Here is a 25,476-nt window from a genome sequence, read left to right on the forward strand (position 1 = left end):
ACCGGAAACTCTTGCTCCATTCTCTAGGCCGGAGCGCAACCGCCCTGCTAGCGTCCACGGCACGACAACTCGAGTCGGGGTGAGTGGCCGTCCACCGGGGGAGCAAAGGGCCTCCGGTGGGTTCTCATTCGACCATGCGTCCCACCTGGACCGCGACAACGACGGAATCGCCTGCGAATAAAGGGCACTGACATCGGGGCGCAAAGCGGAGCAGGATGGAGCATGTGAAAGCTTCACTGATCTGTCGCCACGCTGTGCCCGCGCTCGGTGCCGCCTGTCTGGTGATCGGCGGCCTCGCGATCGCATCGCCGATCGCCGCCGCCGATTCGTCCACCGTCGAATTCGTTGCCGGGCCCGATAGTTCGCTTCCGGTGCCGAGCTATCGGCCGGGTCCGAAGGGGTCGAATGTGCCGCCGCCGGAGACGTCGAAGGAGGAGTCGCCGAGGTACTACACCGATTGCGATCAGGTGCGCGCCGAAGGAAAGCTCCCGCTCTACCGTGGCCAGCCCGGTTACGCACCGTACCTCGATCCGGACGGCGACGGTATCGCCTGCGACTGAGAGCAGACACGAGCCTGCCCACCCAGCTCGCTACTGAATCGCTTGGAACACCAGCACCGTCGCACCGATGCGGATGATGTCGCCGTCGGCGAGCAGCGCACCGCTGTCGATCGCGCCGTCGTTGACGTATACGCCATTGGCCGAATGCAGATCCTTGATCAGCAGTCCGGCCCGGCTCGGCATGATGTGCGCGTGATAGCGACTGGCCTTCGGATCGTCGAGGACCAGATCGTTATCGGTCATCCGGCCGATTCGCATGCCGCCCTGCGCGATTGCCATGACCCGGCCGTCCGGCATGCGCAGCTGTCCGCTGCGGACCGCACGCGGCATCTCGGTGACGGTCTCGGTCATCGCCGCGGCCAGCCGCTCGGTGCGCTTGAGTTCCATTGTGCTCAGCGGCTCTTGGCGCAGCACCCGCTGTTCCAGATCGACCAGCACCGGCCCCGGATCGATGCCGAGTTCCTCCGCGAGCACCGTGCGCACCCGGCGGCACGCGTCCAACGCGTCGGCCTGCCGACCGGACAGATACAGCGCGGTGATCAGCTGACCCCACAACGGCTCGCGCAGCGGATGCTCATTGGTCATCGCGACCAGTTCGCCGACCACCGATGCGGCACGCCCACAGGCGATTTCGGCATCTATGCGGGCCGAGGCGGCCTGCAGCCGCTCCTCGTCCATCGCGGTGGCGAAACCGTCGGCGAACTGCAATCCGGCCAGATCGGCCAGGGCCCGACCGCTCCACTCACGCAACGCATTCCCGAACAACTGCGCCGCACCCACGTGATCGCCGACTTCGGCGGCGCGCGCACCCGCATCCCTGGCCGCCTCGAAGCGTCCGAGGTCGCAGGCATCCTCCGGGATCTCGAGCCGATAGCCGGATGATTCGGTGCGTAGCACCATGGCCGGATCCACACCCGAATTACGCAGCGCCTTACGGATATTCGAGACGAATACCTGCAGGCTGGCGGCGTAGGAGTCGGGCGGATCCTCATTCCACACCATATCGGCCAGTGCAGCCGAAGCCACCGCGCGCCGTCGATTGACGGTCAGCGCGGCGAGCAAGGCTCGCGGCTTGGGCCCGCCGACCGCTACCGGTTCACCACCGACCAGCAGTCGTACGGGCCCGAGCACGCGCACATCCAGACTCATGTGCTCAATGCCCCCCGAAGGGTAATAAGGGTCAGGCGCTGATCGAGCGACCCGCGGACTTCAGATCATTGCACGCCTCGACGACACGTGCCGCCATGGCGGACTCGGCCTTCTTCAAGTAGCTGCGCGGATCGTAGGCCTTCTTGTTGCCGACCTCACCATCGATCTTGAGCACACCGTCGTAGTTGGTGAACATGTGCCCGGCGACCGGCCGGGTGAACGCGTACTGGGTGTCGGTGTCGACGTTCATCTTCACCACGCCGAAACGCAGCGAATCCTCGATCTCCGACTTCAGCGAGCCCGAACCGCCGTGGAAGACGAAATCGAACGGCTGCGCGTCGGCCGCCAGGCCGAGCTTGGCCGCCGCGACGCGCTGGCCCTCGGCCAGCACCTCGGGCTTGAGCACCACATTGCCGGGCTTGTACACGCCGTGCACATTGCCGAAGGTCGCGGCGAGCAGGTACTTGCCGTTCTCGCCAGCGCCGAGCGCGTCGATCGTCTGCTCGAAATCCTCGGGGGAGGTGTAGAGCTTCTCGTTGATCTCGGCCTCGACACCGTCCTCTTCACCGCCGACGACGCCGATCTCGACCTCGAGGATGATGTTCGCCGCGTTGGTCGCCTTGAGCAGTTCCTTGGCGATCTCGAGGTTCTCACCGATCGGGATCGCGGAGCCGTCCCACATATGCGACTGGAACAGCGGGTTGCGCCCCGCGTTCACCCGCTCCTGGGAGATGGCGATGAGCGGACGCACGAAGGCGTCCAGCTTGTCCTTCGGGCAGTGGTCGGTGTGCAGCGCGATGGTCACGTCGTAGCGCGCGGCGACCACGTGCGCGAACTCGGCGAGCGCGACCGCACCGACGACCATGTCCTTCACACCCTGGCCCGAGCCGAACTCGGCGCCACCGGTGGAGAACTGGATGATGCCATCGCTGCCCGCGTCGGCGAAGCCCTTGATAGCCGCATTGACGGTTTCCGAGGAGGTGCAGTTGATGGCCGGGAAGGCAAAGGAGTTCGCTTTGGCCCGACCGAGCATCTCGGCGTAGACCTCCGGAGTCGCGATGGGCACTGTGAAGACCTCCGTGTTGTGCGGAAAAAGACAATTCTGTCAGCCCTCAGAGTAGGGCAGCGCGCTTTCGCACGATGTCAGGGGACCTTCCTGCGCGGCGGCGGGACCATACGAACCGGCCGGTCGGGCAAGGCGAACTTTTCGCACAGCGAGAGGTTTCTCAGTTGGACCCGGTACTGTTGGCCGCGTAATTGCGCTGGCAGCTTCCGATGCGGTGGCAAGCAATGCAGCCAGCCGTACCCGGACAGGAGGCCGCGTGATTCTGCTGGCAGCGACAGAATCGGTGACGAGCAACGTCGCATTGACCCAGTTGCTGGACCCGATGCACCTGCTTACGGAGACGTGGCTGAAGAACGCGGTGCTCCCGGCGATTCTGGTGATCGTCTTCATCGAGACCGGCCTGCTCTTCCCGATCCTGCCCGGCGACTCGTTGCTGTTCACCGGCGGCCTGCTCTCGGCGACGGACAATCCTCCGGTATCGATCTGGGTGCTTTTGCCCGCCGTCATGGTGACCGCCTTCGCCGGTGACCAGTGCGCCTATTGGATCGGCCGGGCGATCGGGCCCGCGCTGTTCCACAAGGAAGACACCCGGTTGTTCAAGAAGCATTACGTCACCGAGACGCACGCCTTCTTCGAAAAGCACGGTCCGAAGACGATCATCCTGGCCCGCTTCGTGCCGATCGTGCGCACGTTCATGCCGGTGCTCGCGGGTGTGTCCAAAATGGATTACCGCAAGTTCGTCACCTTCGACATCGTCGGCGCGATCCTGTGGGGCGGCGGTGTCACCGTACTGGGCTACTTCCTCGGCAATATCGAATTCATTCGCAAGAACATCGAGCCGATCTTCCTGCTCATCGTCCTGATCTCGATCCTGCCCGGCATCATCGCCGTGGCGAAGAAGATCCTGAACCGCGGTGCGGACGAGGCCGGTCAGCAAGACGCCGCGCTGACCGCCTCGACGAACGAGCCGACCCACTGAGCCCGTGTCCACGGCGCAGTTGCCCCTAGCAGTGGGCAGTTTCGATCCGCTGACCTCGGCGGGCCCCGCGCTCGTGTGGACGGTGGTGCTCACCTTCGTCTTCCTCGAATGCGCGTTGATCATCGGGCTGTTCCTGCCCGGTGACTCGATGCTGATCACCGCGGGCATCGTGATGGCCTCCAACGCGACCGGCGAGGCCCATGTCTGGGCGCTGTCGGTGGGCGCGATGATCGCGGCCATCGCGGGCAATCAGGTGGGTTATGTCATCGGCCACCGCACCGGCCATCATCTGGTGGCCAGAAAGAACGGCCGCTATATCAACACCCGCAATCTGGCGCGGGTCACCGAATTGCTGCAGCGGCACGGTTTCCTCGCGGTGCTCATTTCGCGCTGGATCCCGTGGGTGCGCACGCTGTGCCCGATGGTCGCGGGCGCGGCGCGGATGGACCACCGCAAATACACCGTGGCCAGCACGGTCGGTGCCATCATCTGGGCGCCGGTGCTCCTGCTCATCGGCTACTACGCGGGCAGTTTCCTGGAGCGCGTGCCGTGGCTGATGCCGGGGGTCATCGCGACACTGGTGGTCGGGCTGATCATCGGAACGGCGCTGGGCATCCGGCATTACCGGCAGGAGATCGCCAAGCCCGCCGAGGATTTCGACCTCGAAGCCGCGCCGACCGGCGTGGTCGAGTCGGAGTGCTGATTCCTATAGTCCGGCGGCGCTGACCTGGAACGCCGCCTCCATCAGCAGCCAGCCCGACAGCTGTACCGACATATCGCGTTCGGGCACCCGTGACGAGGTCACCGAGCCGCCCGCGGTGAGATATCCGGCGCCGGACCGGCCGCCGGGTAGCTGGGCGGGCTGGTTCCAGTCGTGCCCGAACAGCGGTTCTCCCTCGACATCGAGCCGATTGGCCCAGGCCGCCGTGGCGCTGGCGCGCACGATCGCCGCCGCGGCGCGCCGATCGGCCACCTGTTGCTGATCGTCGCCGGGCAGCATCAGCGCGACCACCGCCAGATAGCGGGCCAGGATGCCGTTGAACAGACCGCCGTCGCCGCCACCGCCACCGTTGATCACCCCGTCGGTGGTCATGTGCTCCTCGACCGCGGCGAGCAGCCGGTGCACCCGTTCGATATGGCGCGGCTCGCCGGTGTGCACCGCGAGTTCGGTCTCCAGGCCCAGCACCACACCCTGGCAGTAGGTAAAAGTCGAGCTCTCGATCTCACCGGAGGGCAGATGGATACCGTCGAGGATCAGGTCGGATTCCTTATCGCGCAGCGTCGCATCGATCCAGTCCGCCATCTCCTGCGCGCGGGCGTGGCGGCCCAGGCGCAGCAGCGCGATCGCGGCCGGTCCATTGGCGGGTGCGTTGAAGTAGTCCGAGCCGATGCGCCACGGCACGCCACCGCCGCGCGCCGGATCCCATGCCCCGTACAGCTCCTTCTCGAGTGCGACCAGACCGCCGCGCACCTCGGTGATGCCCTGGGTTCGCTCGGCGCGCTCCAAAGCGATAGCCAGCCAAGCCATATCGTCGTAGTAGTTATTGGTCCAGCCGGTGATATTGCGGATGCGGTGCGCCAGCGCGATGGCGGCGATGCGCTTGCGGCGCTGCGGAGTCGGCACCCGGTTGGCGGCATCGACCGCGCAGTCGATCAGATGCGCCTGCCACCAATAGTGCCAGGTGACGAAGACGCGCTCGGGGCGGGTCGCGGGCCAGCCCACCACACCCAATTCGGTTCCGGGACAACCCCATAGGGCACGCAGGTGCCGGGAGACGATCGCGGCTTCGGCCATATCCGACCGTTGCGACCACAGCGCGGACGGGGGTGCAGCGTCGCGCCCGGTCTCCGGGCTCCGCGAGGTCATGGGTCAATGGTGCCAGCTTCGACCCGGTTCATAGGGATCTTTTCGTTACCAAGCCGACGTCAAATCGGCATGTTGCCGGATCCACGCGTGCATGGCTATACCGGCAGCGACTCCGGCATTGATACTGCGGGTCGAACCGAACTGCGCGATCGAAACCGTCAGTGCGGCCGCACCCTTCGCATGTTCGGTGACGCCGGGCCCCTCCTGTCCGAACAGCAGCAGGCAGCGCCGTGGCAACTCGACGGTTTCCAGCGGGACGGCGCCGGGCACGTTGTCCACGGCGACCACGGTCAGCCGCTCCCGCTCGGCGAAGGCGACGAGCTCGCCGATATCGGTGTGATGTTCGATGTGCTGATAGCGGTCGGTCACCATGGCACCGCGCCGATTCCAACGCCGCCTGCCGACGATGTGCACGGCCGCCGCGGCGAAGGCGTTGGCGGTGCGTACCACGGTGCCGATATTGGCGTCGTGCCCGAAGTTCTCGATCGCCACGTGGAACGGGTGCCTGCGCCGGTCGATATCGGCGATGATCGCATCGCGCGACCAGTAGCGGTAGGCGTCCACGACATTGCGGCGGTCGCCGCCCGCCAGTAGCTCGGGGTCGTAGCGGGGATCGCTCGGCGGCGCCCCGTCGTGCTCGTCGGCCCATGGCCCGACCCCGTGCGGGTGCTCGCCCCATTCGGTGGGTCCTGGCTGTTCGGCCGTATCCGGCGGGTGGTTCACGCCGATGATGCTAATTCCCCGGGCGCGGCTAGTAGGTCGAGGATGAGCTGCCCAGGACGCCGACGGCGGCCAGGATCACCATGCCGATGATGAACAGAATGGTCAGGATCAGCAGCATCGAGGAGATGATGCCGCAGACATATCCGGCCATGACGCTGCTGCGACCGCCGATCGCGCCGCCGGAGGCATCGATCTCGTTGAGTGCCTTCTTACCCATCACCCACGCGACCGGTCCCAGGAACTGGCACAGCAGCAGGCCGAGAATCCCCAGAATCATGATCGTGACGGCCTGCGGGTGATCCTGTGGTCCATAGGCCGGATAGCCGTACGGCGAACCGTACGGTGGTGGCGGCGGGTAGTTCATGCGCAGGATGGTAGTTGGTGGTGTGGCTGGCTACACCTCGGATTCGGCGGTCAGCTCCATCGAACGCCGCCGCGATCGCGACAACCATGGAGCCCATGACCGAGACACAAACCCTCGTGCTCGACGCGCCGACCGACAAGTCCGGTACCGACGCGCGCGATGTGCTGCGCGCGATACTGCGGGCACCGTTTCAGGCTCGCACCTGGAAGCAACTCGCCTATATCTTCACGGTTTTCGTGATCGGCGTACTCGCCATCGGCTACCTGTTCGTCGGCTTCGGCGGCGGCCTGTACGCCTCGATCGTCCTCGTCGGCATCCCGGTGCTGGCGCTGGTGATTCTCGGCGGACGCATCTGGGGGAAGGTCTATCGCGCGCTGGCCCGGGATCTGCTCGATACACCGGTGGACGGACCGCCGCCCTACATCTCACAACCGGGCTTCCTCGGATTCCTGAAGAGCGCGTTCACCGATCGCGCGAGCTGGCGTGCCATCCTGTTCCTGTGCGCACAGGCCGTACTCGGTGTGGTCGGTGGCTATTTCGTGCTCGTCACGGTCGCGGTAACCGTATTCACGGCCCTGTCGCCCCTTCCATGGGTGCTCTTCGATCCGATCAACGTCGATGACAACGGCGTCGAACACCATTCACTCGCCCAGTTCGGTTCCTTCTATATCGAAACCTGGCCGAGGGTGCTGCTGATGTCGGCGGTCGGCATCATCGGCTGCCTCGCCCTGCCGTGGCTGCTGCGCGCGGTCTGCTGGATCCACGGGCTGCTCACCATCGCGTTGCTTTCCGCGACCGCGCGGGACCGGCAGTTGGTCGCGTTGCGGGCGAGCAGGCGTGCGGCGGTGGAGGATTCGGCGGCGACCCTGCGGCGGGTGGAGCGGGATCTGCACGACGGCACGCAGGCGCGGTTGGTCACCATCGCGATGGCACTCGGCCGGGCCGAGGAGCGGCTGGCCGCGGGCAACGATGCCCGTGATCTGATCGCCGACGCGCACGCCAACGCCAAGGAGGGATTGACCGAATTGCGCGAACTGGTGCGCGGAATCCATCCGCCCGCACTCGAATTGGGTTTGGAGCCCGCGTTGGAGACGCTGGCGTCGCGGTGTGCGGTTCCGGTGCAGCTGCGGGTGCACCTGCCGCAGCGGCCGAATCCGGCGATCGAGGCGATCGCCTATTTCTCGGTCGCCGAACTCCTCACCAATGTGGTCAAACACGCGAATGCCACCAGCGCCTGGGTGTCGGCGCTGCCGACCGATGCGCATACCATCGCGGTCTCGGTGCGCGACAACGGAATCGGAGGTGTGCTGCAGCCGATGGACGGGGAATATGCCGCGGGCAGCGGTCTCTCGGGGCTGGCAGCGCGCGCCCGCGCGGTGGACGGCACGCTCACCGTGCAGAGTCCGACCGGCGGGCCGACCGTGGTGACCATCCTGCTGCCGATGGCCGGACCGCGATGAGCACACCGTTGCGGGTGGTCATCGCCGAGGACAGCGCCATCCTGCGCGACGGTCTGGCCGGGCTGCTGACCGAGCGCGGCCACGAGGTGGTCGCCATGGTCGGCGATGCCACCACCCTCAGCGATGTCGTCGGCACCTACAACCCCGACGTCGCTGTCGTCGATGTCCGCATGCCGCCGACCTTCACCGACGAGGGGCTGCTCGCCGCGATCGAACTGCGCCGCAAATATCCGCTCACCGGCGTACTGGTGTTCTCGCAGTGGATCGAAACCCGCTATGCCACCGAACTTCTCGCCGGTGGCGCGAGCGGCGTCGGCTATCTGCTCAAGGACCGGGTGGCCGACGTACGCGACTTCGTCGACGCACTCGACCGGGTCGCGACCGGCGGCACCGCACTCGACCCGGAGGTGGTGAGTCAGCTGATGGGTGCTTCGCGCCAACAGGATTCGCTCGCCCGGCTCACCCCGCGCGAGCGTGAGGTCCTCGAACTCATGGCACAGGGCCTGTCCAACAACGCGATCGCGTCCGCACTCACGGTCACCGAACGCGCCGTCGAGAAGCACATCGGCAATATCTTCACCAAACTCGATCTGCCGCCCTCGGATACCCATCACCGCCGGGTGCTCGCGGTCCTGCGGTTGAGGGGCTGAGTCGCCCACCGACGCCGCCGAAAGCAGCACGGCGGCGACGACGGGTGTCGCCCGAGCCGCCGATGGCGACGCGGGGGGACCGCCGTCAGGTCAGCGGACACCGATCGATCACCGCGATGACAGTGCAGTGGATACAAGCAGGTCACAGCTCTGGTCGAGGCGCATTCACACCGGACCGAGCGGACCTATCCTGGAGGTGCAGGGCAGTCGGGGTGGAGGCTGGTATGGACCACGCACGCATTCTCCGCACAGTGCTCGGGGTGAGCGCCGGGTACTTGGTGCTGCTCGGATTGTGGCTCGGCTGGGTGCTACCGCATACGCCACCGGGCACCGCGCCCTATCAGATCATCGCGCTGGTCGGTCTGTTCGGTTCGTGCTGCGGTATCGGAATGCTGCTGGCCGCCCGGCCCTCGCGCGCGGATCGGCAGCTGTGGCGGCACGGGCTGGAGGGATGGGCGACCATCGAGGGCGCGCACACGTTACAGCGCACCGATCATCACACCGAGTTGACCGAATTCGATCTAGAGCTCGTGGTGCCGGGATCCGAAAGTTACCATGGCACCATTGTTTTCGACGTCACCCCGGCCGACAAACCGCGGCTCGCGGTCGGGGAGACGATTTCGATCAGGGTCGATCCGGCCAATCGCGATCGGATCATTCTCGTTCTGGGACGATAACTTTCGCGTGCATTCGAACGCTCAGCCGTCGGCCTTCGCATGGGCGCGTGGATCGGCGAGCAGGTACTGGGCGGCCGCATAGGTCGACAGAATGACGCCTTCGGTGATCCGCCGCGAACGCTCACCCCGCGCGAAGAGCCGACGCAGCACGATCAACCCATCGGAGACGGTGAACAGCAGCGCGCCGAGGCCGAGCCGACTGCGCGGATCCACACCCGGAATATTGAGCCCGGCAACGTTTTTCGCCTCCGGAGCCAAACCAGGATCGGAGGCGAGCACCGCCGCGCTGCCCAGGGTGGCACCATAGGCCGTCAGCGGGACCGCCACGGTCGGCGCCTTGACCCGCATCAGCGCCGCGGCCCCGAGCCAGGCCGCCACTCGTGGCAGCGCGATCTCCGGACGCGGCCGCCCGCCGCGCCGCCACCAGAGCGCCGAATACCCGGTCTGCATCACGGCGAACGACGTGGCTCCGGTGATCAAACGACGATCGTGATCGGGCTCGATCAGCAGCACGTCGCCGATGGTCGCGGCGCCGAGCGCGCCGAGCAGAACCGTCCGGTCGACCGGGTCGAGCACCGCCCGATCGGTCGCCACATCGGCCGCCAATAGCGGCATCATCAGCGGTTTGGCGATCCACTGCAGGGTGTTGCGGCCGGTGACCGCGCCGTACACGGTCACCGCCGCCGCTGCTAGAAAGCCGGCGCGAAAAGGACGCATGATCAGAAGCTCGGCTCTTTCGGGGCGGGTGGCAGGGTGACGACTTGGCCCGCATAGCTCAGGCCAGCGCCGAAGCCGAGCAGCAGCGCCGTCTGGCCGCCCTTGGCCTTACCGGTCACCAACATCTCCTCCATCGCCAGCGGAATGGACGCGGCGGAGGTATTGCCGGTGTTCTCGATGTCATTGGCCACCGGGATGTCATCGGACAGCCCCAGGTTCTTCTTCATCAGCTCGTTGATGCGGGCATTGGCCTGGTGCGGAATGAATACCTCGATGTCCTCCTTGGACACCCCGGAAACCTCCAGCGCCGAGGCCAGCGCACGCGGCAAAGTGACCGCCGCCCAACGGAATACCCGCGGACCCTCCATCCGCAGCGACATCCGGCCGATGGGCTCGATGGCCGGATCGGTGCCCTGCAGCGTCTGCGCCTTCTCCATGTACTCGAGGAAGTCGACATCCTGCGCGATCGCCGAGGCGTTCTCGCCGTCACTGCCCCAGACCGTCGGGGAGATGCCGTTTTCCTCGCTCGGGCCGACCACCACCGCGCCCGCGCCGTCACCGAAGATCATCGCGGTGCCGCGATCGGTGGGATCGAGTCCGACGGTCATCGTCTCGGCGCCGATGAGCAGCACGTAATCGGCCGAGCCCGCCCGGATCAGATCCGCGGCGACACCGAGGCCATAGCCGAAACCGCCGCAGCCGGAGGTCAGGTCGAAGGCGGCGATACCGTTCATCCCCAGGTCGTTGGCGACCTTCGGGGCGCCGTGCGGGGTCAGCGTCAGCCAGCTCGAGGTGGCCAGGATGAGCGCGCCGATCTTGGAACGGTCGATACCGCTATTGACGATCGCGCGCTCACCGGCGGCCGCCGCGATCGACTGCAGCGTCTCGTCACCGCTGATCCACCGGCGGTTGCGCACGCCGGTGCGCTCGTAGATCCACTCCGGGGTCGAGTCGAGTACCTCGCACACCTCTTCATTGCTGACCAGGCGTTTCGGACGGTAAGCACCGATTCCGAGCATCGCGACATTCGCACGGCTCTTATTGACTGCAATGCTCACCACAGGTAACTCACACGACCCTTCACTGTCTCCGAACGCCTCACTGCGTTCGGCGTATGCGTCCCCTTATCGAGTCGTACCGCCACCGGCGTTTCAGCTGATCGCAAGCTTCGACCACCAGCGATAGCGACCCGGGTCCGCATTCGCAGCTTAGCCGAGTGCGAGATCCTTCAATCCGAGGATGGATCGGTACTCCAGCCCCTCGGCCGCGATCACCTGGTCGGCACCGGTCTCCCGATCCACCACGGTCGCGACGCCGACCACGGTGGCACCCGCCTCGCGCAGCGCGCGCACGGCGGTCAGCGGCGAATTACCGGTGGTCGTGGTGTCCTCGACGACGAGCACTCGCTTGCCGACGATATCCGGGCCCTCGATCTGGCGCTGCATGCCGTGGGTCTTGGCGGCCTTGCGCACCACAAAGGCATCGATCGGGCGGCCCGGCGCGTGCATGACCGCGAGCGCGACCGGATCCGCGCCCATGGTGAGGCCGCCGACGGCGTCGAAATCCCAATCCGCCACGAGTTCGCGCAGCAGCTTGCCGATCAGCGGTCCCGCGCCGTGGTGCAGAGTGGCGCGGCGCAGGTCGACGTAGTAGTCGGCCTCCTTGCCCGAGGACAGGGTGACCCGGCCGTGTACGACGGCGAGTTCACGCACCAGCGCGGCCAATCTGTCGCGGTCGTCTGTCGCGACGGCCGCATTGCTTGCCTGGTCGATCATCTGTATCAAGTCCTTCCGCGTGCGTTGAACATGCCGCGATTCAGTCGGGCCGCCAGGGTCCGCGGAATCATTCCGGCGGCGGTGGTGAGCACTTTGTACTGCACTCCGGGCACGCTGAGCACCCGGTCCCTCTCCAGATCACGCAGCGAACCGGCGACCACTTGGTCGACGCTCAGCCACAGCTGCTTGGGCAGCGACGACATCTCGATGCCGGCCCGCTCATGGAATTCCGTGTGCACGAATCCGGGGCACAGAGCCTGTACTCGAACACCGGTTCCGGCCAGTCCACCCGCCAACCCTTCCGTGAAGGATACGACGTAGGCCTTGGATGCCGAATAGGTCGAGCCACGGCCCGGGATCAGACCGGCGACGCTGGCGACATTGACGACCGAACCCTTGGCGGCCGCGATCATCGCGGGTAGCGCGGCCCTGGTCAGCTGCACCACCGACGTGACATTGACGTCCAGCTGAGCCTGCACCGCCGCGGGCGACTGGGTCCAGAACTCCCCCGACTGCCCGAATCCCGCATTGTTGACCAGGAATTCGATGCCGTCGGCGGCGCGCGCCGCCACCCGCTCCCGATCGGCGGCCTCGGCCAGATCGGCGACCAGCACCTCCGAACGGGTGGCGAATTTGCGTTCCAACTCCGCGGCCAGCGCGTTCAGCCGCTCCTCGTCGCGCGCGACGAGAACCATGTCGTAGCCGAGGGCGGCTAGCCGCTCGGCGAATCCGTGCCCGATGCCGGATGTCGGTCCGGTGATCAATGCGACGGGACGGATGGCGCCGGGCAGGCGCGCAGGACTATCACTCCCGCCCGTCACCCGACCACCGCCCCCGATCGAATCGCTATGCGATGCTGAGTTCATTTGCACAATCCAGTCGAAGGGACGCCACGGCTGATCTTTTCGAGCGACCTGCAAGCAATCGCTACGGTCATCACTGCGGCACGGGTCCCTGATACGGACGGAATCCAGGGTGGAACGGACCGCCGGGCTGTTCCGGTGTGTGCTCGGCGGACGGCCAATCGCCCTCGTCCGACTCGGGCCGGATGGACTCGGGCTGGGCGGGTTTGCGTGCGGCCGGACGGTCATCCGGCGGCCAGTTGTCCTCCGACTCCGCTGCCCAGCGGTCATCACGGGCCCGCGAGCGGGAGTCGGGGACGACGGCGAGGCTCGGACGGCGCGGCGGTTCGGGAGCCGCGGCGGCCGGTTCGTCGTCGTAGTCGTCGTAGTCGGAGTACTGCGACTCCTGATACTTCGGCTGATCGAAATCGCCGTCTTCATAAGACGATTCGTCATAAGACGATTCGTCGTACGACGAATCCGAGTCGGCGTACTCCGGATCGTCGCGGTCGCCCGTGCGCGGCTCGGGCGCGGGGCCCCGGGTCGCACCCGCCGCAGGATCGCCCTGGTCCGAGGCGGCCGAGCGCGACTTGCGCGGATGCGGCCGACCGGGATCGTGACCACCCGAATCCACCCCGCGCGCATCACTGACCGGCGGCAGCACATGCAACAGACCCGACAGCCGCAGCACCGCGTCGATGGCGGTCTCCCAATCCTTGGCCGCCGTACCGACATTCAGCATGCCGAGGGTCCAATTGCCTTCACTCCACAGCATCTGCACGGTATCGGCCAGCGATTCGATGAAGGCGACCATGCGCTGGTCGACGGCATGCCTGGCGATCTCCGGATTGGTCGCGAACACCACCCGGTCGCCGATCGCGCCGAGTAGCTCCAGATCGGCGTCCTTGGGTGGCGAGGCGGTCTTGAGCCGCATATCCACATCGATATCCGAACCGATCTGCCTGCGCACCGCGACCAGTGTCGCCGCATCCTCGAGATCGAAGAGGACGAACTTCTCGCCCTTGCGGATTCCGGACACCACATCCACCGCGGACAGATAGCCGAGTTTGGCCAGCGCACCGCGGCGCCAGGTCGATGCGAGCGCCGGTTCCACCGAGACATACGTATAGCCCTGGGCCTTCGCCCAGACCTGGCGCGCATGACCGGTCCGCCGTCGCTGGACCCGATCGAAATAGAGCAGCACGATCGCACCAACGAGCGCGATCGCCGCCAACCCGAACCACATTGCCGTCATCGTCGCCTACCCTAATATGCGCAGTCGGACGAAGTCCGCCATAAGCCCCGCGCCGGGCCGAGCGAACGCGAGGCATTCGCCGATCGAGCGATTGTGCGTCACTGGCTGCCCGGGGTTTGTCGGGTCACCCATATTCTTCCCCCGCTGCCGTCTCACCGCGTTCCTCCTGGCAATGCGGTGCTGATGATGATCTTCGCGTCGATCGAGCCGTCGGCGGCCTTATCGCCCTGCACCATGACCATGTCACCGACCGGCAGATCGGCCGCCTTACCGCCTTTCAGCGAGATCACCTGGGTCTTATCGGTGGTGCGCACCGTGACCTTGGAGCCGCCGAGAGTGTCCAGGGTCAGCTGGCCGCCGGAGTTGGCGGAAATGGTGCCCATGGTCGCGCCGAGGTTATCGATGCCGCCCAGTCCTGGAATGCTCGGGATGACCTGGGTCGGCGTCGGCCGACCCGATGGGGGCGTACCGGTTGGGCGGCCCGCGGTCGGCAACGCCGAGGTGCTCGCGGCGGTGCTCGACGAGGAATCCTTACCGCCGAGCACCACACCGGCGACCACAGCGACCGCGCCGATCAACAGGACCACGCCGAGGCCGAGGGCAATCCACAGGGCGGTATTGCGCTTGCGCGGCGGCTGTTGGTCGGGCGGTAGTGGCGCGCCCGGCGGACCCGGCGGGTACTGCGCGCTCGATTGGGCATACCCACCGACCTGGGTCGGATCCTGCCCGCCGGCCCACGGCTCGCCGTACGCGCCCCACTGCGGCTGGCTCGCGTACGGCGGGAATTCCTTGGTGGCGTTGGCGGGCGGTGGCGCCCACGGATCGAATTGTTCCGTGGACGGGTAAACCGACGTCGCACCGCCCTGTCCGTACGCCTCGGTGTACTCCGTCGTCTGCGACGACTGGCCGAACCCCGGCTTACCCGGCGGACCGATATGTTCCGTCGGCGCATCCTCCGGTCGCTGTGCCCAAGGATCGTTGGGATTCGTCATGGCCTCCAGGGTAGGCTGTGGCACTTTGCCGCGCCTGCGGCGCGGCGTGTTCGCGGGTTGATCGCGAGCCGGGCCGCAGGGCAGGTTCAGCCGCGGCCGACTATCAGGCCCTCGCCGTTCGGGGTGACATTGACCGCGACGGTGTCGCCGTCGGTGACCTCACCGGCGAGCAGTTCCTTGGCGAGGGTGTCGCCGATGGACTGCTGGATCAGGCGGCGCAGCGGGCGGGCGCCATAGACCGGGTCGTAGCCGCGCACCGCAAGCCAGAACCGGGCCGAATCGCTGACGTCCAGCTTCAGCCTGCGCTGCGACAGCCGCTTCTGCAGCTGGTCGAGCTGGATGTCGACGATGGATTCCAGCTGCTCCTCGTCGAGGGCGTGGAACATGACCACATCGTCGAGGCGGTTCAGGAATTCGGGTTTGAAGGCCGCGCGCACCGCGGACATGACGAAGTCCCGATCGCCACCCGCACCCAGATTCGAGGTGAGGATGAGGATGGTGTTGCGGAAGTCCACCGTGCGGCCCTGGCCGTCGGTCAGGCGACCCTCGTCGAGTACGGCGAGCAGAATGTCGAAGACATCCGGATGCGCCTTCTCGATCTCGTCGAACAGCACCACGGTGTACGGCCTGCGCCGCACCGCCTCGGTCAGCTGACCGCCCTGGTCGTAACCGACGTAGCCGGGCGGGGCGCCGACCAGCCGAGCCACGGCGTGCTTTTCGCTGTACTCGCTCATATCGATGCGGACCATGGCGCGTTCGTCGTCGAACAGGAAGTCCGCCAACGCCTTTGCCAGCTCGGTCTTACCGACACCGGTCGGGCCGACGAACATGAACGAACCCGTCGGCCGGTTCGGATCCGCGACTCCGGCACGGGCCCGGCGCACCGCATCGGAGACCGCCTGCACCGCCTCGGTCTGGCCGACGACGCGCTTGCCCAACTCCTGCTCCATCCGCAGCAGCTTCTGGGTTTCGCCCTCCATCATGCGGCCGACCGGAATACCGGTCCAGGACGAGACCACCTCGGCGATATCGTCGGGGCCGACCTCCTCCTTGAGCATCACCTCGCCGTCACCGGCTGTCGCAGAGGCCTTTTCGGCCTCGGCGAGCTGCTTCTCCAGTGCCGGGATCCGCCCGTACCGCAGTTCGGCGGCCTTGCCGAGATCACCATCGCGTTCGGCACGCTCGGACTCACCGCGCAGCGATTCCAACTCCTCCTTGAGGACTCGGACCTGATCGATGGCGCTTTTCTCGTTCTGCCAGCGGGTCATCAGCTGGTTGAGCTTCTCGCGGTCGTCGGCGAGTTCCTGACGCAGCTTGTCCAGGCGCTGTTCGGAGGCCTGGTCGGTCTCCTTCTCCAGTGCGACCTCTTCGATCTCGAGGCGGCGCACCGCGCGCTCGACCTCGTCGATTTCCACTGGGCGCGAGTCGATTTCCATGCGCAGCCGCGATGCCGACTCATCGACCAGGTCGATCGCCTTATCCGGTAGGAACCGGGAGGTGATGTAGCGGTCGCTGAGGGTGGCCGCGGCCACCAGCGCGGAATCGGTGATGCGCACACCGTGGTGCACCTCGTAGCGCTCCTTGATGCCGCGCAGGATGCCGATGGTGTCCTCCACCGACGGTTCGCCGACCAGCACCTGCTGGAAGCGGCGCTCCAGGGCGGCGTCCTTCTCGATGAACTTGCGGTACTCATCCAGCGTGGTGGCACCGACCAGGCGCAGTTCACCGCGGGCGAGCATCGGTTTGATCATATTGCCGGCGTCCATGGCGGATTCGCCGGTCGCACCTGCGCCGACAATGGTGTGCAGCTCATCGATGAAGGTAATGATCTGCCCCGCACTGCTTTTGATCTCCTCGAGTACGGCCTTGAGCCGCTCCTCGAATTCACCGCGGTACTTCGCGCCCGCCACCATCGCACCGAGGTCGAGCGAGACAACGGACTTGCCGCGCAACGACTCCGGCACATCACCGGCGACGATGCGCTGGGCCAGACCCTCGACGATGGCGGTCTTGCCGACGCCCGGCTCGCCGATGAGCACCGGATTGTTCTTGGTGCGACGGCTCAAAACCTGTACGACACGGCGGATTTCGGTGTCCCGGCCGATGACCGGGTCGAGCTTGCCGGAACGGGCCGCCGCGGTGAGGTCGGTCGAATACTTCTCCAGCGCTTGGTAGCTGCCCTCCGGATCCGGACTGGTCACCCGCGCGCTGCCGCGCACCGCGGTGAACGCCTCGCGCAGCGCGTCGGGGGTCGCGCCGTACTTCTTCAGCAGCATGGTCACATCCGAATCGTCCTCGGCCAGGCCGACCAGGACGTGTTCGGTCGAGACGTATTCGTCGCCGAGTTCGGTGGCCAGGCGCTGGGCGGCGGTGATCGCGGCCAATGCCTCCCGGCCGAGCTGCGGTGTCGTGGTCGCACCGGTCGCGCGCGGCAGCCGGTCGACGATGTCGCGCGCCTCGCGTCGTACCGCCGCCGGATCCACCGCGACGGCCTTGAGCAAGGGGGCGGCGATGCCATCGGTTTGATCCAGCAACGCCACCAGCAAGTGCGCCGGACGAATCTCCGGATTGCCCGCGGCCGAGGCGGCCTGCAGGGCGGCGGTCAGGGCCGCCTGGGTCTTGGTGGTGGGATTGAACGAGTCCACAAGTCACCTTCCTACTAGTCGATGCGCGGTATCGAGCTCGCCGGAATCCACGCGGTTCCACCGCGCGGCTCGCACCGCTTCGCACCGTTCAACGTCCGAAAGGTTGAGTCTGTTCCGCTCAACTTTAGTTTTTTGAACGAACCGCGCCGATTCGCCCGGCACCTGAACAGACTCGTGGTGAACGCTACGCCGCGACACTGCCGAATGGCATCAATCACGGGGTCTATGGCATAAGGATGCCTACGATGGCCTTTGCCGTTGGTTTATGCACCACAATCCAGCCCGACTCGAGGAGGATGGATGCGCGCGATCGTGGTACGAAGCTTCGGAGCAACACCCGAATTGGCCGATATGCCGGTGCCCGAACCGAGTGCGGGCGCGGTGCGGGTGCAGTTGGAGGCGGCGGGCGTCAACCCCTTCGACCGGAAGATGGCCAATGGCATTCTGGACGGCAAGCTGCCGCACGATTTCCCGATGATCCTCGGCGTAGACGGCGCTGGCACGGTGTCCTCGGTCGGCCCCGGCGTCACCGGATTCGCCGTCGGCGACCGTGTCGTCGGCAAATTCCTGGTCCCGCCGGTCGGCCACGGCAGTTTCGCGGAGTATTCGGTACTGCCCGAGAACGCCACGCTGGTCCGGATCCCGGACCAGGTCCCGACCGTGGCGGCCGCGGCCCTGCCGACCGCGGGTGTCACCGCACAGGACATCGTGGACGCCACCAAGATCGAGCCGGATCAGACGGTTTTGATCATCGGCGCGACCGGCGGTGTCGGCTCCTTCCTGGTGCAGTTGGCGAATATGGCGGGTGCGCACGTCATCGCGACCGCCCGCGGCGCGGCCGCCGACCAGATGACCCGGCTGGGTGCGGCCGAGACCGTCGACTACACCCGGGGCCCGATCGCCGAGCAGATCGCCGCCGCGCATCCCGGCGGGGTCGACGTGCTCTTCGACCTGGTCAGCCCGCCCGAGGCGCTGGCCGAGCTGACCGCGCTGGTGCACGACGGCGGTACGGTCTACTCCACCATCTGGGCCGCTGACGAGCAGGCGCTGCGCGACCGCGGGATCAAGGGCGGCAATATCGAATCCTCCGGCCGCGCACCGGAATTGCGGCGCCTGCTCGATCGCGTCGCGGAGGGCGATGTGGTGGTGCCGATCGACGCCACCGTCCCACTGTCGGAGGCCGCCGCGGTCATCGGCGCCGCGGGCGCGCGCGGCAAAACCGTACTAGCCATCTGAAACGTCGGAATGTCGTCGTGCACACCCGCGACAAGCCATCCCGTCCGCCCGAATTCGGCCTCTTCCTGATTCCGGAGGCCGATAACCTCCCGCAGCTCACCGAGCTGACGACCTACGCCGAAACCGCCGGACTCGACCTGATCGGCATCCAGGACCATCCCTACCAGCGCCGTTTCCTCGACACCTGGACCCTGATCACCGGCCTCGCCATGCGGACCGAACGACTCACCTTCTTCCCCGATGTCGCCAACCTGCCGCTGCGCAATCCCGCCGTGCTCGCGAAATCCATTGCCTCCCTTGACATCATGACCGGCGGCCGGATCCAGCTCGGGCTCGGCGCCGGCGGGTTCCCGGACGCCATCGCCGCCATGGGCGGCTACCACCTGAGCCCGGCCCAATCGGTACAGGCGCTGACCGAGGGGATCGCGGTCATCCGGGCCATGTGGAGCGACCAACGCTCGGTCCGGATTCCCGGCACCTTCCATCTGCTCGCCGGAGCCCACCCCGGCCCGCGACCCCAGCACGATCCGGGCATCTGGCTCGGCGCGAAGGGACCCCGGATGCTGACCCTGACCGGACAGCGCGCCGATGGCTGGGTGCCGTCGGCGGCCTGGGCCCCGCCGGAGTTCCTGGCCGAGGCGGGTAAGCGCATCGATGATGCCGCCGCCGCGGCGCAGCGCGATCCGCGCGCCATCCGCCGGGTCTACAACCTCTCCGGCACCATCACCGATGACGGCACCGACCACGGCTTCCTCGAGGGCCCGCCCGAGCGCTGGGTCGACGATCTGTCCGCCCTGCACCGCGACCAGCGCATCGATGCGTTCATCTTCTGGCCGACCGAGGGCGACCCCGTCGAACAGGTGCACCGCTACGCCGAATCGGTCGCCCCGGCGGTGCGCGCCAACGTCGCGAGTTGACCCGGCGGTAACCCACCTGCCAGGCTGTTCGCTTATCCTGCATGTCAGGCCCACAGCAGACCCGATTTGCCCACGGATTACCGTTGGCGCGGGCGTGATCGGCCATACCCACCCGACCACGGGATTTTCAGGGATACTTGACGGCGGAGGACCGCCGGTTACGGACATGTCCCTGGGCAGCACATAGAGGGAAAGGAAGCTCCACCTCGTGGATGCGCGTTCGGCAGCGCTGGTCCGCGCCAACTTCCGCTCGGTGATCGAATCGCCGAACGGACCCGAGCGGTTGATCAGTGCGTTTTATGGTCATCTGTTCGCAGAGAAGCCACAGTTGCGGGAGTTGTTCCCGCCCGCGATGGAGATGCAGGCCAAGCGCCTGGTGACCGCCATCCATTACGTACTCGACAATCTCGAGGATTGGGGACGGGCCCAGAAGTTCCTGGAGCAGTTGGCGCGCGACCATCGCAAATTCGGTGTCATGGCCTCGCACTACGATATCGCCGGGCGGGCACTGCTGGCGGCGTTTCGCGTGTTCAACGGGCCGATGTGGAATCGCGCGCTCGAGGAGGGCTGGCGCGATATCACCATCTTGATCTCGGCCTCCATGGCCATCGGCGCCAACTCCGACAAGTCGCAGCCGTATTGGGATGCGACCGTCGTCGGCCATCGCCGGGTGCTCGAGGATCTGGCCATCGTGCGGCTGCAATCCGATAGTCCGATCCCGTATCAGGCCGGGCAGTATGTGCCGATCTCGCTGCCGCAGCGGCCGAAGATGTGGCGTTACCTATCGCCCGCCATTCCCGCCAATCCCTACGGTGAGATCGAATTCCATGTTCGCAAGATCCGCGGCGGCTGGGTGAGCCCGGCCATTGTCAATGAGACCCGGGTCGGCGACCGGTGGATGGTCGCGGGTCCGCTCGGCGGCCTGCACATCGATCGCGAGAGCGGGCGCGATGTGCTGCTGATCGGCGCGGGCACCGGCATCGCCCCATTGCGCGCACAGCTGATCGAGATGGGCCAGCGCGGTATCAACCCGCGCGTGCATTTCTTCATCGGCGGGCGCTACCCCTGCGATCTGTACGACGTCGAGAACATGTGGCAGCTCTCGCAGAGCAATCCCTGGCTGACCGTGGTCCCGGTGTGCGAACAGAAGACCAACCCGTGGTGGTATCCGCATCCGCCGCAGGAAGAGCCGTACGGCATGCACCGCCGCCTGATCGGAAATCTGGGCGCGGTGGTGGCCAGCTTCGGTTCCTGGGCCGACCGCCAGATCCAGATCGCCGGGTCGGCCCGCATGATCGCCGATACCCGCCGCGCCCTCATGGCGGTCGGCACCCCAGAGTGGGCTATCAGCTCAGATCCCGTGTGAGAGAAGCAATGACAATAGATCCGAGCTCGCTCGGCAATGGTTCCGCGCCCGAGTGGACGGCGACGGTGGTCGGTCACCATCGGCTGCGCCACGATCTCGCGGTGATCCGCTTGATCGGCGAGTACGTCCCGTTCCTCGCGGGGCAATCCGTTGAGGTCCGGGTGCCGCAGCATCCCGGCATGCGCCGCAGATTCTCCCCCGCGCTGCCGCCGTCGCTGGACGGCAAGTTGGAGTTCCATGTGCGCACGGTGCCCGGCGGCTGGTGCAGCGGCAGCATCGTCACCGACACCAAACCCGGCGACGAATGGCAAATCGGCGCTCCCCTCGGCACTTTCAATGTCGACCCGAACGGCGACGAGGTGGTGATGATCGCGGGCGGCACCGGTCTGGCCCCGATGCGCGCCCAGATCCTCGAACTCGCCCGGCACGAGGATCCGCCGCCCACCTATCTGTTCACCGGCGGCCGTTCCCCACGCGACCTGTACGCCGACGATATGCTGTTCCTGCTGGCGAACGAATTGCCCTGGCTCACTGTGATTCCCGTCGTCGAGAGCCCGGAAGACCCGGGGCGGGTCGACGAATGGTACGAGCATTCGCGAGTGGATATCGGTTTCCCACTCGATGACATGCTCTTCGGCACACTCGCGGATGTGGTCGCATCGCACGGCGCGTTCGACAACCATCAGGTGCTGGTCTGTGGCTCACCGAATATGGTCCGGGTGACCCTCGATCGGCTGGTGGAGACCGGAACTCCCGCTGCCGCAATACAATTCGAAGGGCTTTAACGAGCAGAACCGGCCACCACGGAGCGAGTCCGCGGCCAAAGATTCAGAAGAGCGGGTCGTGGCGGATGTTCTTGGTTTGGGTACCGGCGGCCATCAAGCGGAACTTGGTGGTCTGCACCATCGAGGGTGAGCCGACGATCTGCACATCCCGGTCGGCCCAGGAACCGTAACTGGCGACGACCTTGCCGATCTGGCCGGTCACCCGGGCCTCCAGACCGGGCCAGATGCGTTCGCGCTCACCGGAATCCGGGTACCACCAAGGGTTTTCATCGCTCTCGGTGACCGGGATGACGGTGAGCCACTTATTGGCGGTGGCCAGTTGGCTCAGAATCTCCAGATCATAGAGATCACAGGGATGGTGTCCGCCGACGAACAGGTGCACCCGCGGATTGATCCGCCGCTGAGCCATCGCCATGAGCTGGGCGCGCAGGGGTGCGATGCCGGTACCGCAGCCGACCATCAGCATTTTGCGTTTCACATTGCGCGGTACGCCGAGTCCGCCCAGGGGTGAACCGAGTAACCACTGGTCGCCGACGACGGTGTGGCCGACGATGGCCGGACTGACCCACCCGCCGAGCACCCCGCGGATATGGAATTCGATCTCCCCGTTCGCATTCGCGGGCACCGCCGGGGACATATAGCGCCACATGCGCGGCCGGGCCGGGATCTGCACGCTGATGTACTGGCCCGCGGCGTACTGCATCGGCTGATCCAATTGCAGCCGGACGATAGCGAGATTGCGCAGCACCTCGCGGCGCTCGACGACGGTTCCGGTCCAGACCGATGGCGTCGATTCCTGTTCGGCCGCGCCGATCATGGTGTCGGCGATGATCTTCAGGCCCTCGTCCCAGGCCCGATCGACCTCGTCGGTCCACATCTCGGTGCCGGCGAAGATCCGCATCGCGGACTTCAACGAGGTGGCCACGGCGGTGTACTGCGCGGCTTGTACACCGTATTTGCGGTGATCGCGTCCGAGTTGGGCGAGGAACGGCAATAGTTTGTCCGGCTCCTCGAGCCGATCCAGCGCGTAGGAGATGGCCTTGACCAATCGGTCACGCTGCGAATCCATGGCTGCCGGAAAAAAGTCCCTGGCGGCGGGATAGTTGGTGAAAAGGATCGCGTAGAACGAACTGGCTAGCTTGGCTGGGCCGCCCTCCTCCGCAGCAACCGCCTTGAACGTTGTTCTGATCAAAGCGACCGTCCGCGAATCCATTTGTGTCACAACCCCTTTTTGCGCTCGAACACAATCCGTGGCCGACAAGTGAGGTGCTGCGGGACACTCGACAGCAGCCAATGCGAACGAGTGTAGGCGAGGTTTGCCAGCTACGGAATCAGTCGGGTAAACATCATGCGTGTAATTTCGCTGAAACGGCGGTCAGCACCACGAAAACCCTTGAAAACAAACCGAAAGAACGAACATGGCGGCGAAATCCGCCACATATCCAGCGGTTTCGCAAGATCCGTTTTGCAAGATTCATCCCATTGCGGCTCCGAGAGCGATCCCTCGGCAATCGGCGCGCCGCAATCGCTTACCGGCTCGGGCAAACGCGGCGCACCAGCCGGGCTGGCGAACAACGGAATCGCGCGGGCGATCCGGCGCATAGTTTGCTGAAACACCGCCCACAGCAAACTTCACAGCTCGGCACATCATCGGCAACCCAACTGGCCGCGGGCCGACGCCGCCCAGCCCGCGAACCACCTACCGGATACCGAAATCCGGAGTCGGGAGTTTGCCCGAGCACTGCCAGCAGTTATTCGCTGCGGCAATGGGTACGACATTGCCGCATAACGCATTTACCCATCGGCGAAAACGACAAAGGCCCCGGGCTCGGTTGAACACCGAATCCCGGAGCCGTTGCTATTGCCGTAGCGCTTTCAGCGCCGATTGCGCGGCTTCCACACCACCAGTGCGGTACTGCGTTGCGGCGGCGCGAGATCGGGGCGATACCCCGCGCGCAGCCGATCCAGCTCGGCCGACATTTCGGCGACCCGCTGCTGCAGTTCCTCGACCTGATTGGTGAGTTCGATGATGCGCTTGATGCCCGCCAGGTTGACGCCCTCGTCCTGGGACAGCCGCTGCACCTCGCGCAGCAGCTCGACGTCCCGTGCCGAATAGCGCCGACCGCCACCCGAAGTCCGTTGCGGCGTCACCAGTCCCAAGCGGTCATACGTGCGCAGCGTCTGCGCATGCATACCCGCCAGCTGGGCCGCGACCGAGATCATGAAGAACTCGGCCCGTGACGACCCACTGGATGCCTGCTTCGGATTATCGGACATCACGCACCTGCCCATCCCGCACGCGGATCGAACCCGCTGGTCTTCTCCGCCTCCGCGAACCGCTTGAGCGCCTCGGTGGCATTGTCGTCCAGCTTCTGCGGCACGGCCACCTTGACGGTGACGAGCAGATCGCCCGCCCCACCGGCGGGGCCGCGCTTGGGCACGCCACGACCGCGCACCCGCAGGATGCGGCCGTCCGCGGTGCCGGGCGGCACCTTGACGCCGACGCGCCCTTCCAGCGTGGGCACGGAAACCGTTGTGCCCAGCACCAATTCACTGTAGCTGACCGGCAGCACCAGGGTCAGGTCGTCGCCATTGCGGCCGAAGACCTTGTCCTGGCTGACGTGCACGGTCACATAGAGGTCACCCGAGGGCGCACCACGCAGCCCGGCCTCACCCTGGCCGGCCAGCCGGATCTTCTGCCCGTCACTGACACCAGGCGGAATCCGCACCGTGATGGTGCGGGTCCGATTCTGGATGCCGCTGCCATGGCAGTCGACGCACGGGTCATCGATGATCGAGCCGGTGCCACGGCATTCGTCGCACGGCTCGCTGAAGCCGAACGCACCCTGGTTGCGGCTGATCACGCCGTTGCCATTGCAGACGGGACAGACTCGCGGACTGGTCCCCGGCTTGGCGCCGCTGCCGTGACAGGTGGTACACGGCGACGGACTGGTCATCCGCAGCGGAACGGTGACGCCCTGTGCGGCCTCGCGGAACCCGAGGGTCGTCTCGGTCTCCACATCCGCGCCGCGGCGCGGGCGGCTCGAAGTGCGCGTACCGCCCCGGTTGAACAGCCCACCCAGCAAGTCTCCGAGGCCACCGTCGCCCGCATTCGCCTGGCCGAAGATGTCACCGATATTGAAGTCCTGCGAGAAGCCGCCGCCCGTACCGGGAGTGAAGCCACCGCGTCCGTATCCGCCACCGGCGAACAGCTTTCGGGTGTCGTCGTATTCCTTGCGCTTGGCCGGATCCGACAGCACGGCATGGGCCTCGCTGACGGTTTTGAACCGCTCCTCGGCCTTGGTATCGCCGGGGTTGGCATCCGGATGCAAGTCACGAGCGAGCTTGCGATACGCCTTCTTGATCTCGTCCTGCGAGGCGCTGGAGGAGACACCCAGCTCCTTGTAGAAGTCCTTTTCGATCCACTCCCGTTGACTCACCGGGCATCTCC

At 66.3% G+C, this 25,476-nt stretch carries 27 protein-coding genes; 11 read left to right on the top strand and 16 right to left on the bottom strand.

Annotated elements, in window-relative coordinates; translation table 11 throughout:
• Window positions 1-79 precede the first annotated feature (79 nt).
• Both ACQP0C_RS39460 and ACQP0C_RS39465 read left to right on the top strand, forming a co-directional pair.
• The gene (locus ACQP0C_RS39460) at window positions 80-181 is read left to right on the top strand and encodes an excalibur calcium-binding domain-containing protein (RefSeq protein WP_433728621.1); all 102 of its coding nucleotides are present in this window, start codon (window positions 80-82) and stop codon (window positions 179-181) included.
• A 43-nt stretch (window positions 182-224) separates the two neighbouring features.
• Window positions 225-560 (top strand): excalibur calcium-binding domain-containing protein, encoded by a 336-nt coding sequence (locus ACQP0C_RS39465; protein ID WP_433728623.1) that lies wholly within the window; start codon window positions 225-227, stop codon window positions 558-560.
• 30 nt (window positions 561-590) lie between these two features.
• On the opposite strand, the gene ACQP0C_RS39470 is transcribed toward ACQP0C_RS39465, so the two are convergent.
• The gene (locus ACQP0C_RS39470) at window positions 591-1,709 is read right to left on the bottom strand and encodes a BTAD domain-containing putative transcriptional regulator (RefSeq protein ID WP_433728626.1); all 1,119 of its coding nucleotides are present in this window, start codon (window positions 1,707-1,709) and stop codon (window positions 591-593) included.
• 31 nt (window positions 1,710-1,740) lie between these two features.
• Window positions 1,741-2,775: a class II fructose-bisphosphate aldolase gene (fbaA, locus tag ACQP0C_RS39475; protein WP_433728629.1), complete on the bottom strand. Its 1,035-nt coding sequence runs from the start codon at window positions 2,773-2,775 to the stop codon at window positions 1,741-1,743.
• Window positions 2,776-3,097: 322 nt separating this feature from the next.
• On the opposite strand from fbaA, the gene ACQP0C_RS39480 reads away from it, so the two are divergent.
• Both ACQP0C_RS39480 and ACQP0C_RS39485 read left to right on the top strand, forming a co-directional pair.
• On the top strand, window positions 3,098-3,754 hold the full coding sequence (locus ACQP0C_RS39480; protein ID WP_433734787.1) for a DedA family protein: 657 nt from the start codon (window positions 3,098-3,100) through the stop codon (window positions 3,752-3,754).
• Between the two features lie 19 nt (window positions 3,755-3,773).
• Window positions 3,774-4,457, top strand: coding sequence for a DedA family protein (locus tag ACQP0C_RS39485; RefSeq protein ID WP_433734788.1), 684 nt, complete (start codon window positions 3,774-3,776; stop codon window positions 4,455-4,457).
• Window positions 4,458-4,460: 3 nt separating this feature from the next.
• Here the strand turns inward: ACQP0C_RS39485 and ACQP0C_RS39490 are convergent, their stop codons facing one another.
• Genes ACQP0C_RS39490 through ACQP0C_RS39500 form a run of 3 tightly spaced genes read right to left on the bottom strand, consistent with a single transcriptional unit; the run spans window position 4,461 to window position 6,708 of the window.
• Complete coding sequence (locus tag ACQP0C_RS39490) at window positions 4,461-5,621, bottom strand: glycoside hydrolase family 76 protein (protein ID WP_433728631.1); 1,161 nt, start codon at window positions 5,619-5,621, stop codon at window positions 4,461-4,463.
• Window positions 5,622-5,666: 45 nt separating this feature from the next.
• Entirely contained in the window at window positions 5,667-6,344 is a 678-nt protein-coding gene (locus tag ACQP0C_RS39495; RefSeq protein ID WP_433728634.1) for a TrmH family RNA methyltransferase, read from the bottom strand.
• A 28-nt stretch (window positions 6,345-6,372) separates the two neighbouring features.
• Window positions 6,373-6,708: a DUF4190 domain-containing protein gene (locus tag ACQP0C_RS39500; protein WP_433728636.1), complete on the bottom strand. Its 336-nt coding sequence runs from the start codon at window positions 6,706-6,708 to the stop codon at window positions 6,373-6,375.
• A 95-nt stretch (window positions 6,709-6,803) separates the two neighbouring features.
• Between ACQP0C_RS39500 and ACQP0C_RS39505 the strand changes: the two genes are divergently transcribed.
• The 3 genes from ACQP0C_RS39505 to ACQP0C_RS39515 all read left to right on the top strand — a co-directional run bounded on the left by ACQP0C_RS39505 (window position 6,804) and on the right by ACQP0C_RS39515 (window position 9,495).
• Window positions 6,804-8,168 carry a sensor histidine kinase gene (locus tag ACQP0C_RS39505; RefSeq protein WP_433728638.1) on the top strand — a complete coding sequence of 455 codons (1,365 nt, stop codon included), beginning with the start codon at window positions 6,804-6,806 and terminating at the stop codon, window positions 8,166-8,168.
• Window positions 8,165-8,818 carry a LuxR C-terminal-related transcriptional regulator gene (locus tag ACQP0C_RS39510; RefSeq protein ID WP_433728640.1) on the top strand — a complete coding sequence of 218 codons (654 nt, stop codon included), beginning with the start codon at window positions 8,165-8,167 and terminating at the stop codon, window positions 8,816-8,818. Before ACQP0C_RS39505 ends, ACQP0C_RS39510 begins: the two co-directional genes overlap by 4 nt.
• 224 nt (window positions 8,819-9,042) lie before the next feature.
• Window positions 9,043-9,495, top strand: coding sequence for a hypothetical protein (locus ACQP0C_RS39515; RefSeq protein WP_433728642.1), 453 nt, complete (start codon window positions 9,043-9,045; stop codon window positions 9,493-9,495).
• 21 nt (window positions 9,496-9,516) lie between these two features.
• Here the strand turns inward: ACQP0C_RS39515 and ACQP0C_RS39520 are convergent, their stop codons facing one another.
• The 7 genes from ACQP0C_RS39520 to clpB all read right to left on the bottom strand — a co-directional run bounded on the left by ACQP0C_RS39520 (window position 9,517) and on the right by clpB (window position 17,721).
• Window positions 9,517-10,212, bottom strand: coding sequence for a lysoplasmalogenase (locus ACQP0C_RS39520; protein ID WP_433728644.1), 696 nt, complete (start codon window positions 10,210-10,212; stop codon window positions 9,517-9,519).
• A gap of 2 nt (window positions 10,213-10,214) precedes the next feature.
• Complete coding sequence (locus ACQP0C_RS39525; protein WP_433728646.1) at window positions 10,215-11,273, bottom strand: beta-ketoacyl-ACP synthase 3; 1,059 nt, start codon at window positions 11,271-11,273, stop codon at window positions 10,215-10,217.
• A 147-nt stretch (window positions 11,274-11,420) separates the two neighbouring features.
• The gene (pyrE, locus tag ACQP0C_RS39530; RefSeq protein WP_433728648.1) at window positions 11,421-11,987 is read right to left on the bottom strand and encodes an orotate phosphoribosyltransferase; all 567 of its coding nucleotides are present in this window, start codon (window positions 11,985-11,987) and stop codon (window positions 11,421-11,423) included.
• 5 nt (window positions 11,988-11,992) lie between these two features.
• Complete coding sequence (locus tag ACQP0C_RS39535) at window positions 11,993-12,808, bottom strand: SDR family NAD(P)-dependent oxidoreductase (RefSeq protein ID WP_433728650.1); 816 nt, start codon at window positions 12,806-12,808, stop codon at window positions 11,993-11,995.
• 115 nt (window positions 12,809-12,923) lie between these two features.
• Window positions 12,924-14,084: a hypothetical protein gene (locus ACQP0C_RS39540; RefSeq protein ID WP_433728652.1), complete on the bottom strand. Its 1,161-nt coding sequence runs from the start codon at window positions 14,082-14,084 to the stop codon at window positions 12,924-12,926.
• 152 nt (window positions 14,085-14,236) lie between these two features.
• Window positions 14,237-15,076, bottom strand: a complete 840-nt coding sequence (locus ACQP0C_RS39545; RefSeq protein ID WP_433728654.1) for a DUF5666 domain-containing protein — start codon at window positions 15,074-15,076, stop codon at window positions 14,237-14,239.
• Between the two features lie 86 nt (window positions 15,077-15,162).
• Complete coding sequence (gene clpB / locus ACQP0C_RS39550; RefSeq protein ID WP_433728656.1) at window positions 15,163-17,721, bottom strand: ATP-dependent chaperone ClpB; 2,559 nt, start codon at window positions 17,719-17,721, stop codon at window positions 15,163-15,165.
• 300 nt (window positions 17,722-18,021) lie between these two features.
• On the opposite strand from clpB, the gene ACQP0C_RS39555 reads away from it, so the two are divergent.
• The 4 genes from ACQP0C_RS39555 (at window position 18,022) to ACQP0C_RS39570 (ending at window position 22,025) form a co-directional block, all read left to right on the top strand.
• Entirely contained in the window at window positions 18,022-18,957 is a 936-nt protein-coding gene (locus ACQP0C_RS39555; protein ID WP_433728658.1) for an NADP-dependent oxidoreductase, read from the top strand.
• Between the two features lie 17 nt (window positions 18,958-18,974).
• A complete protein-coding gene (locus ACQP0C_RS39560) occupies window positions 18,975-19,874 on the top strand; it encodes an LLM class flavin-dependent oxidoreductase (RefSeq protein WP_433728660.1) in 900 nt (299 codons plus the stop codon).
• A gap of 208 nt (window positions 19,875-20,082) precedes the next feature.
• On the top strand, window positions 20,083-21,240 hold the full coding sequence (locus ACQP0C_RS39565; RefSeq protein WP_433728662.1) for an FAD-binding oxidoreductase: 1,158 nt from the start codon (window positions 20,083-20,085) through the stop codon (window positions 21,238-21,240).
• A gap of 8 nt (window positions 21,241-21,248) precedes the next feature.
• Complete coding sequence (locus tag ACQP0C_RS39570; RefSeq protein ID WP_433728664.1) at window positions 21,249-22,025, top strand: FAD-binding oxidoreductase; 777 nt, start codon at window positions 21,249-21,251, stop codon at window positions 22,023-22,025.
• A gap of 43 nt (window positions 22,026-22,068) precedes the next feature.
• On the opposite strand, the gene ACQP0C_RS39575 is transcribed toward ACQP0C_RS39570, so the two are convergent.
• The 4 genes from ACQP0C_RS39575 to dnaJ form a co-directional block, all read right to left on the bottom strand.
• A complete protein-coding gene (locus ACQP0C_RS39575; protein WP_433728666.1) occupies window positions 22,069-23,238 on the bottom strand; it encodes a globin domain-containing protein in 1,170 nt (389 codons plus the stop codon).
• A 110-nt stretch (window positions 23,239-23,348) separates the two neighbouring features.
• Window positions 23,349-23,654 (bottom strand): hypothetical protein, encoded by a 306-nt coding sequence (locus tag ACQP0C_RS39580; protein ID WP_433728668.1) that lies wholly within the window; start codon window positions 23,652-23,654, stop codon window positions 23,349-23,351.
• Window positions 23,655-23,900: 246 nt separating this feature from the next.
• Complete coding sequence (locus ACQP0C_RS39585) at window positions 23,901-24,302, bottom strand: heat shock protein transcriptional repressor HspR (protein ID WP_433681370.1); 402 nt, start codon at window positions 24,300-24,302, stop codon at window positions 23,901-23,903.
• Window positions 24,302-25,465, bottom strand: coding sequence for a molecular chaperone DnaJ (gene dnaJ, locus ACQP0C_RS39590; RefSeq protein WP_354954772.1), 1,164 nt, complete (start codon window positions 25,463-25,465; stop codon window positions 24,302-24,304). The genes ACQP0C_RS39585 and dnaJ overlap by 1 nt, the downstream gene beginning before the upstream one ends.
• Between the last annotated feature and the right edge of the window lie 11 nt (window positions 25,466-25,476).

The sequence above is a fragment of the Nocardia sp. CA-129566 genome (genome assembly GCF_050956075.1).
Lineage (GTDB): Bacteria > Actinomycetota > Actinomycetes > Mycobacteriales > Mycobacteriaceae > Nocardia.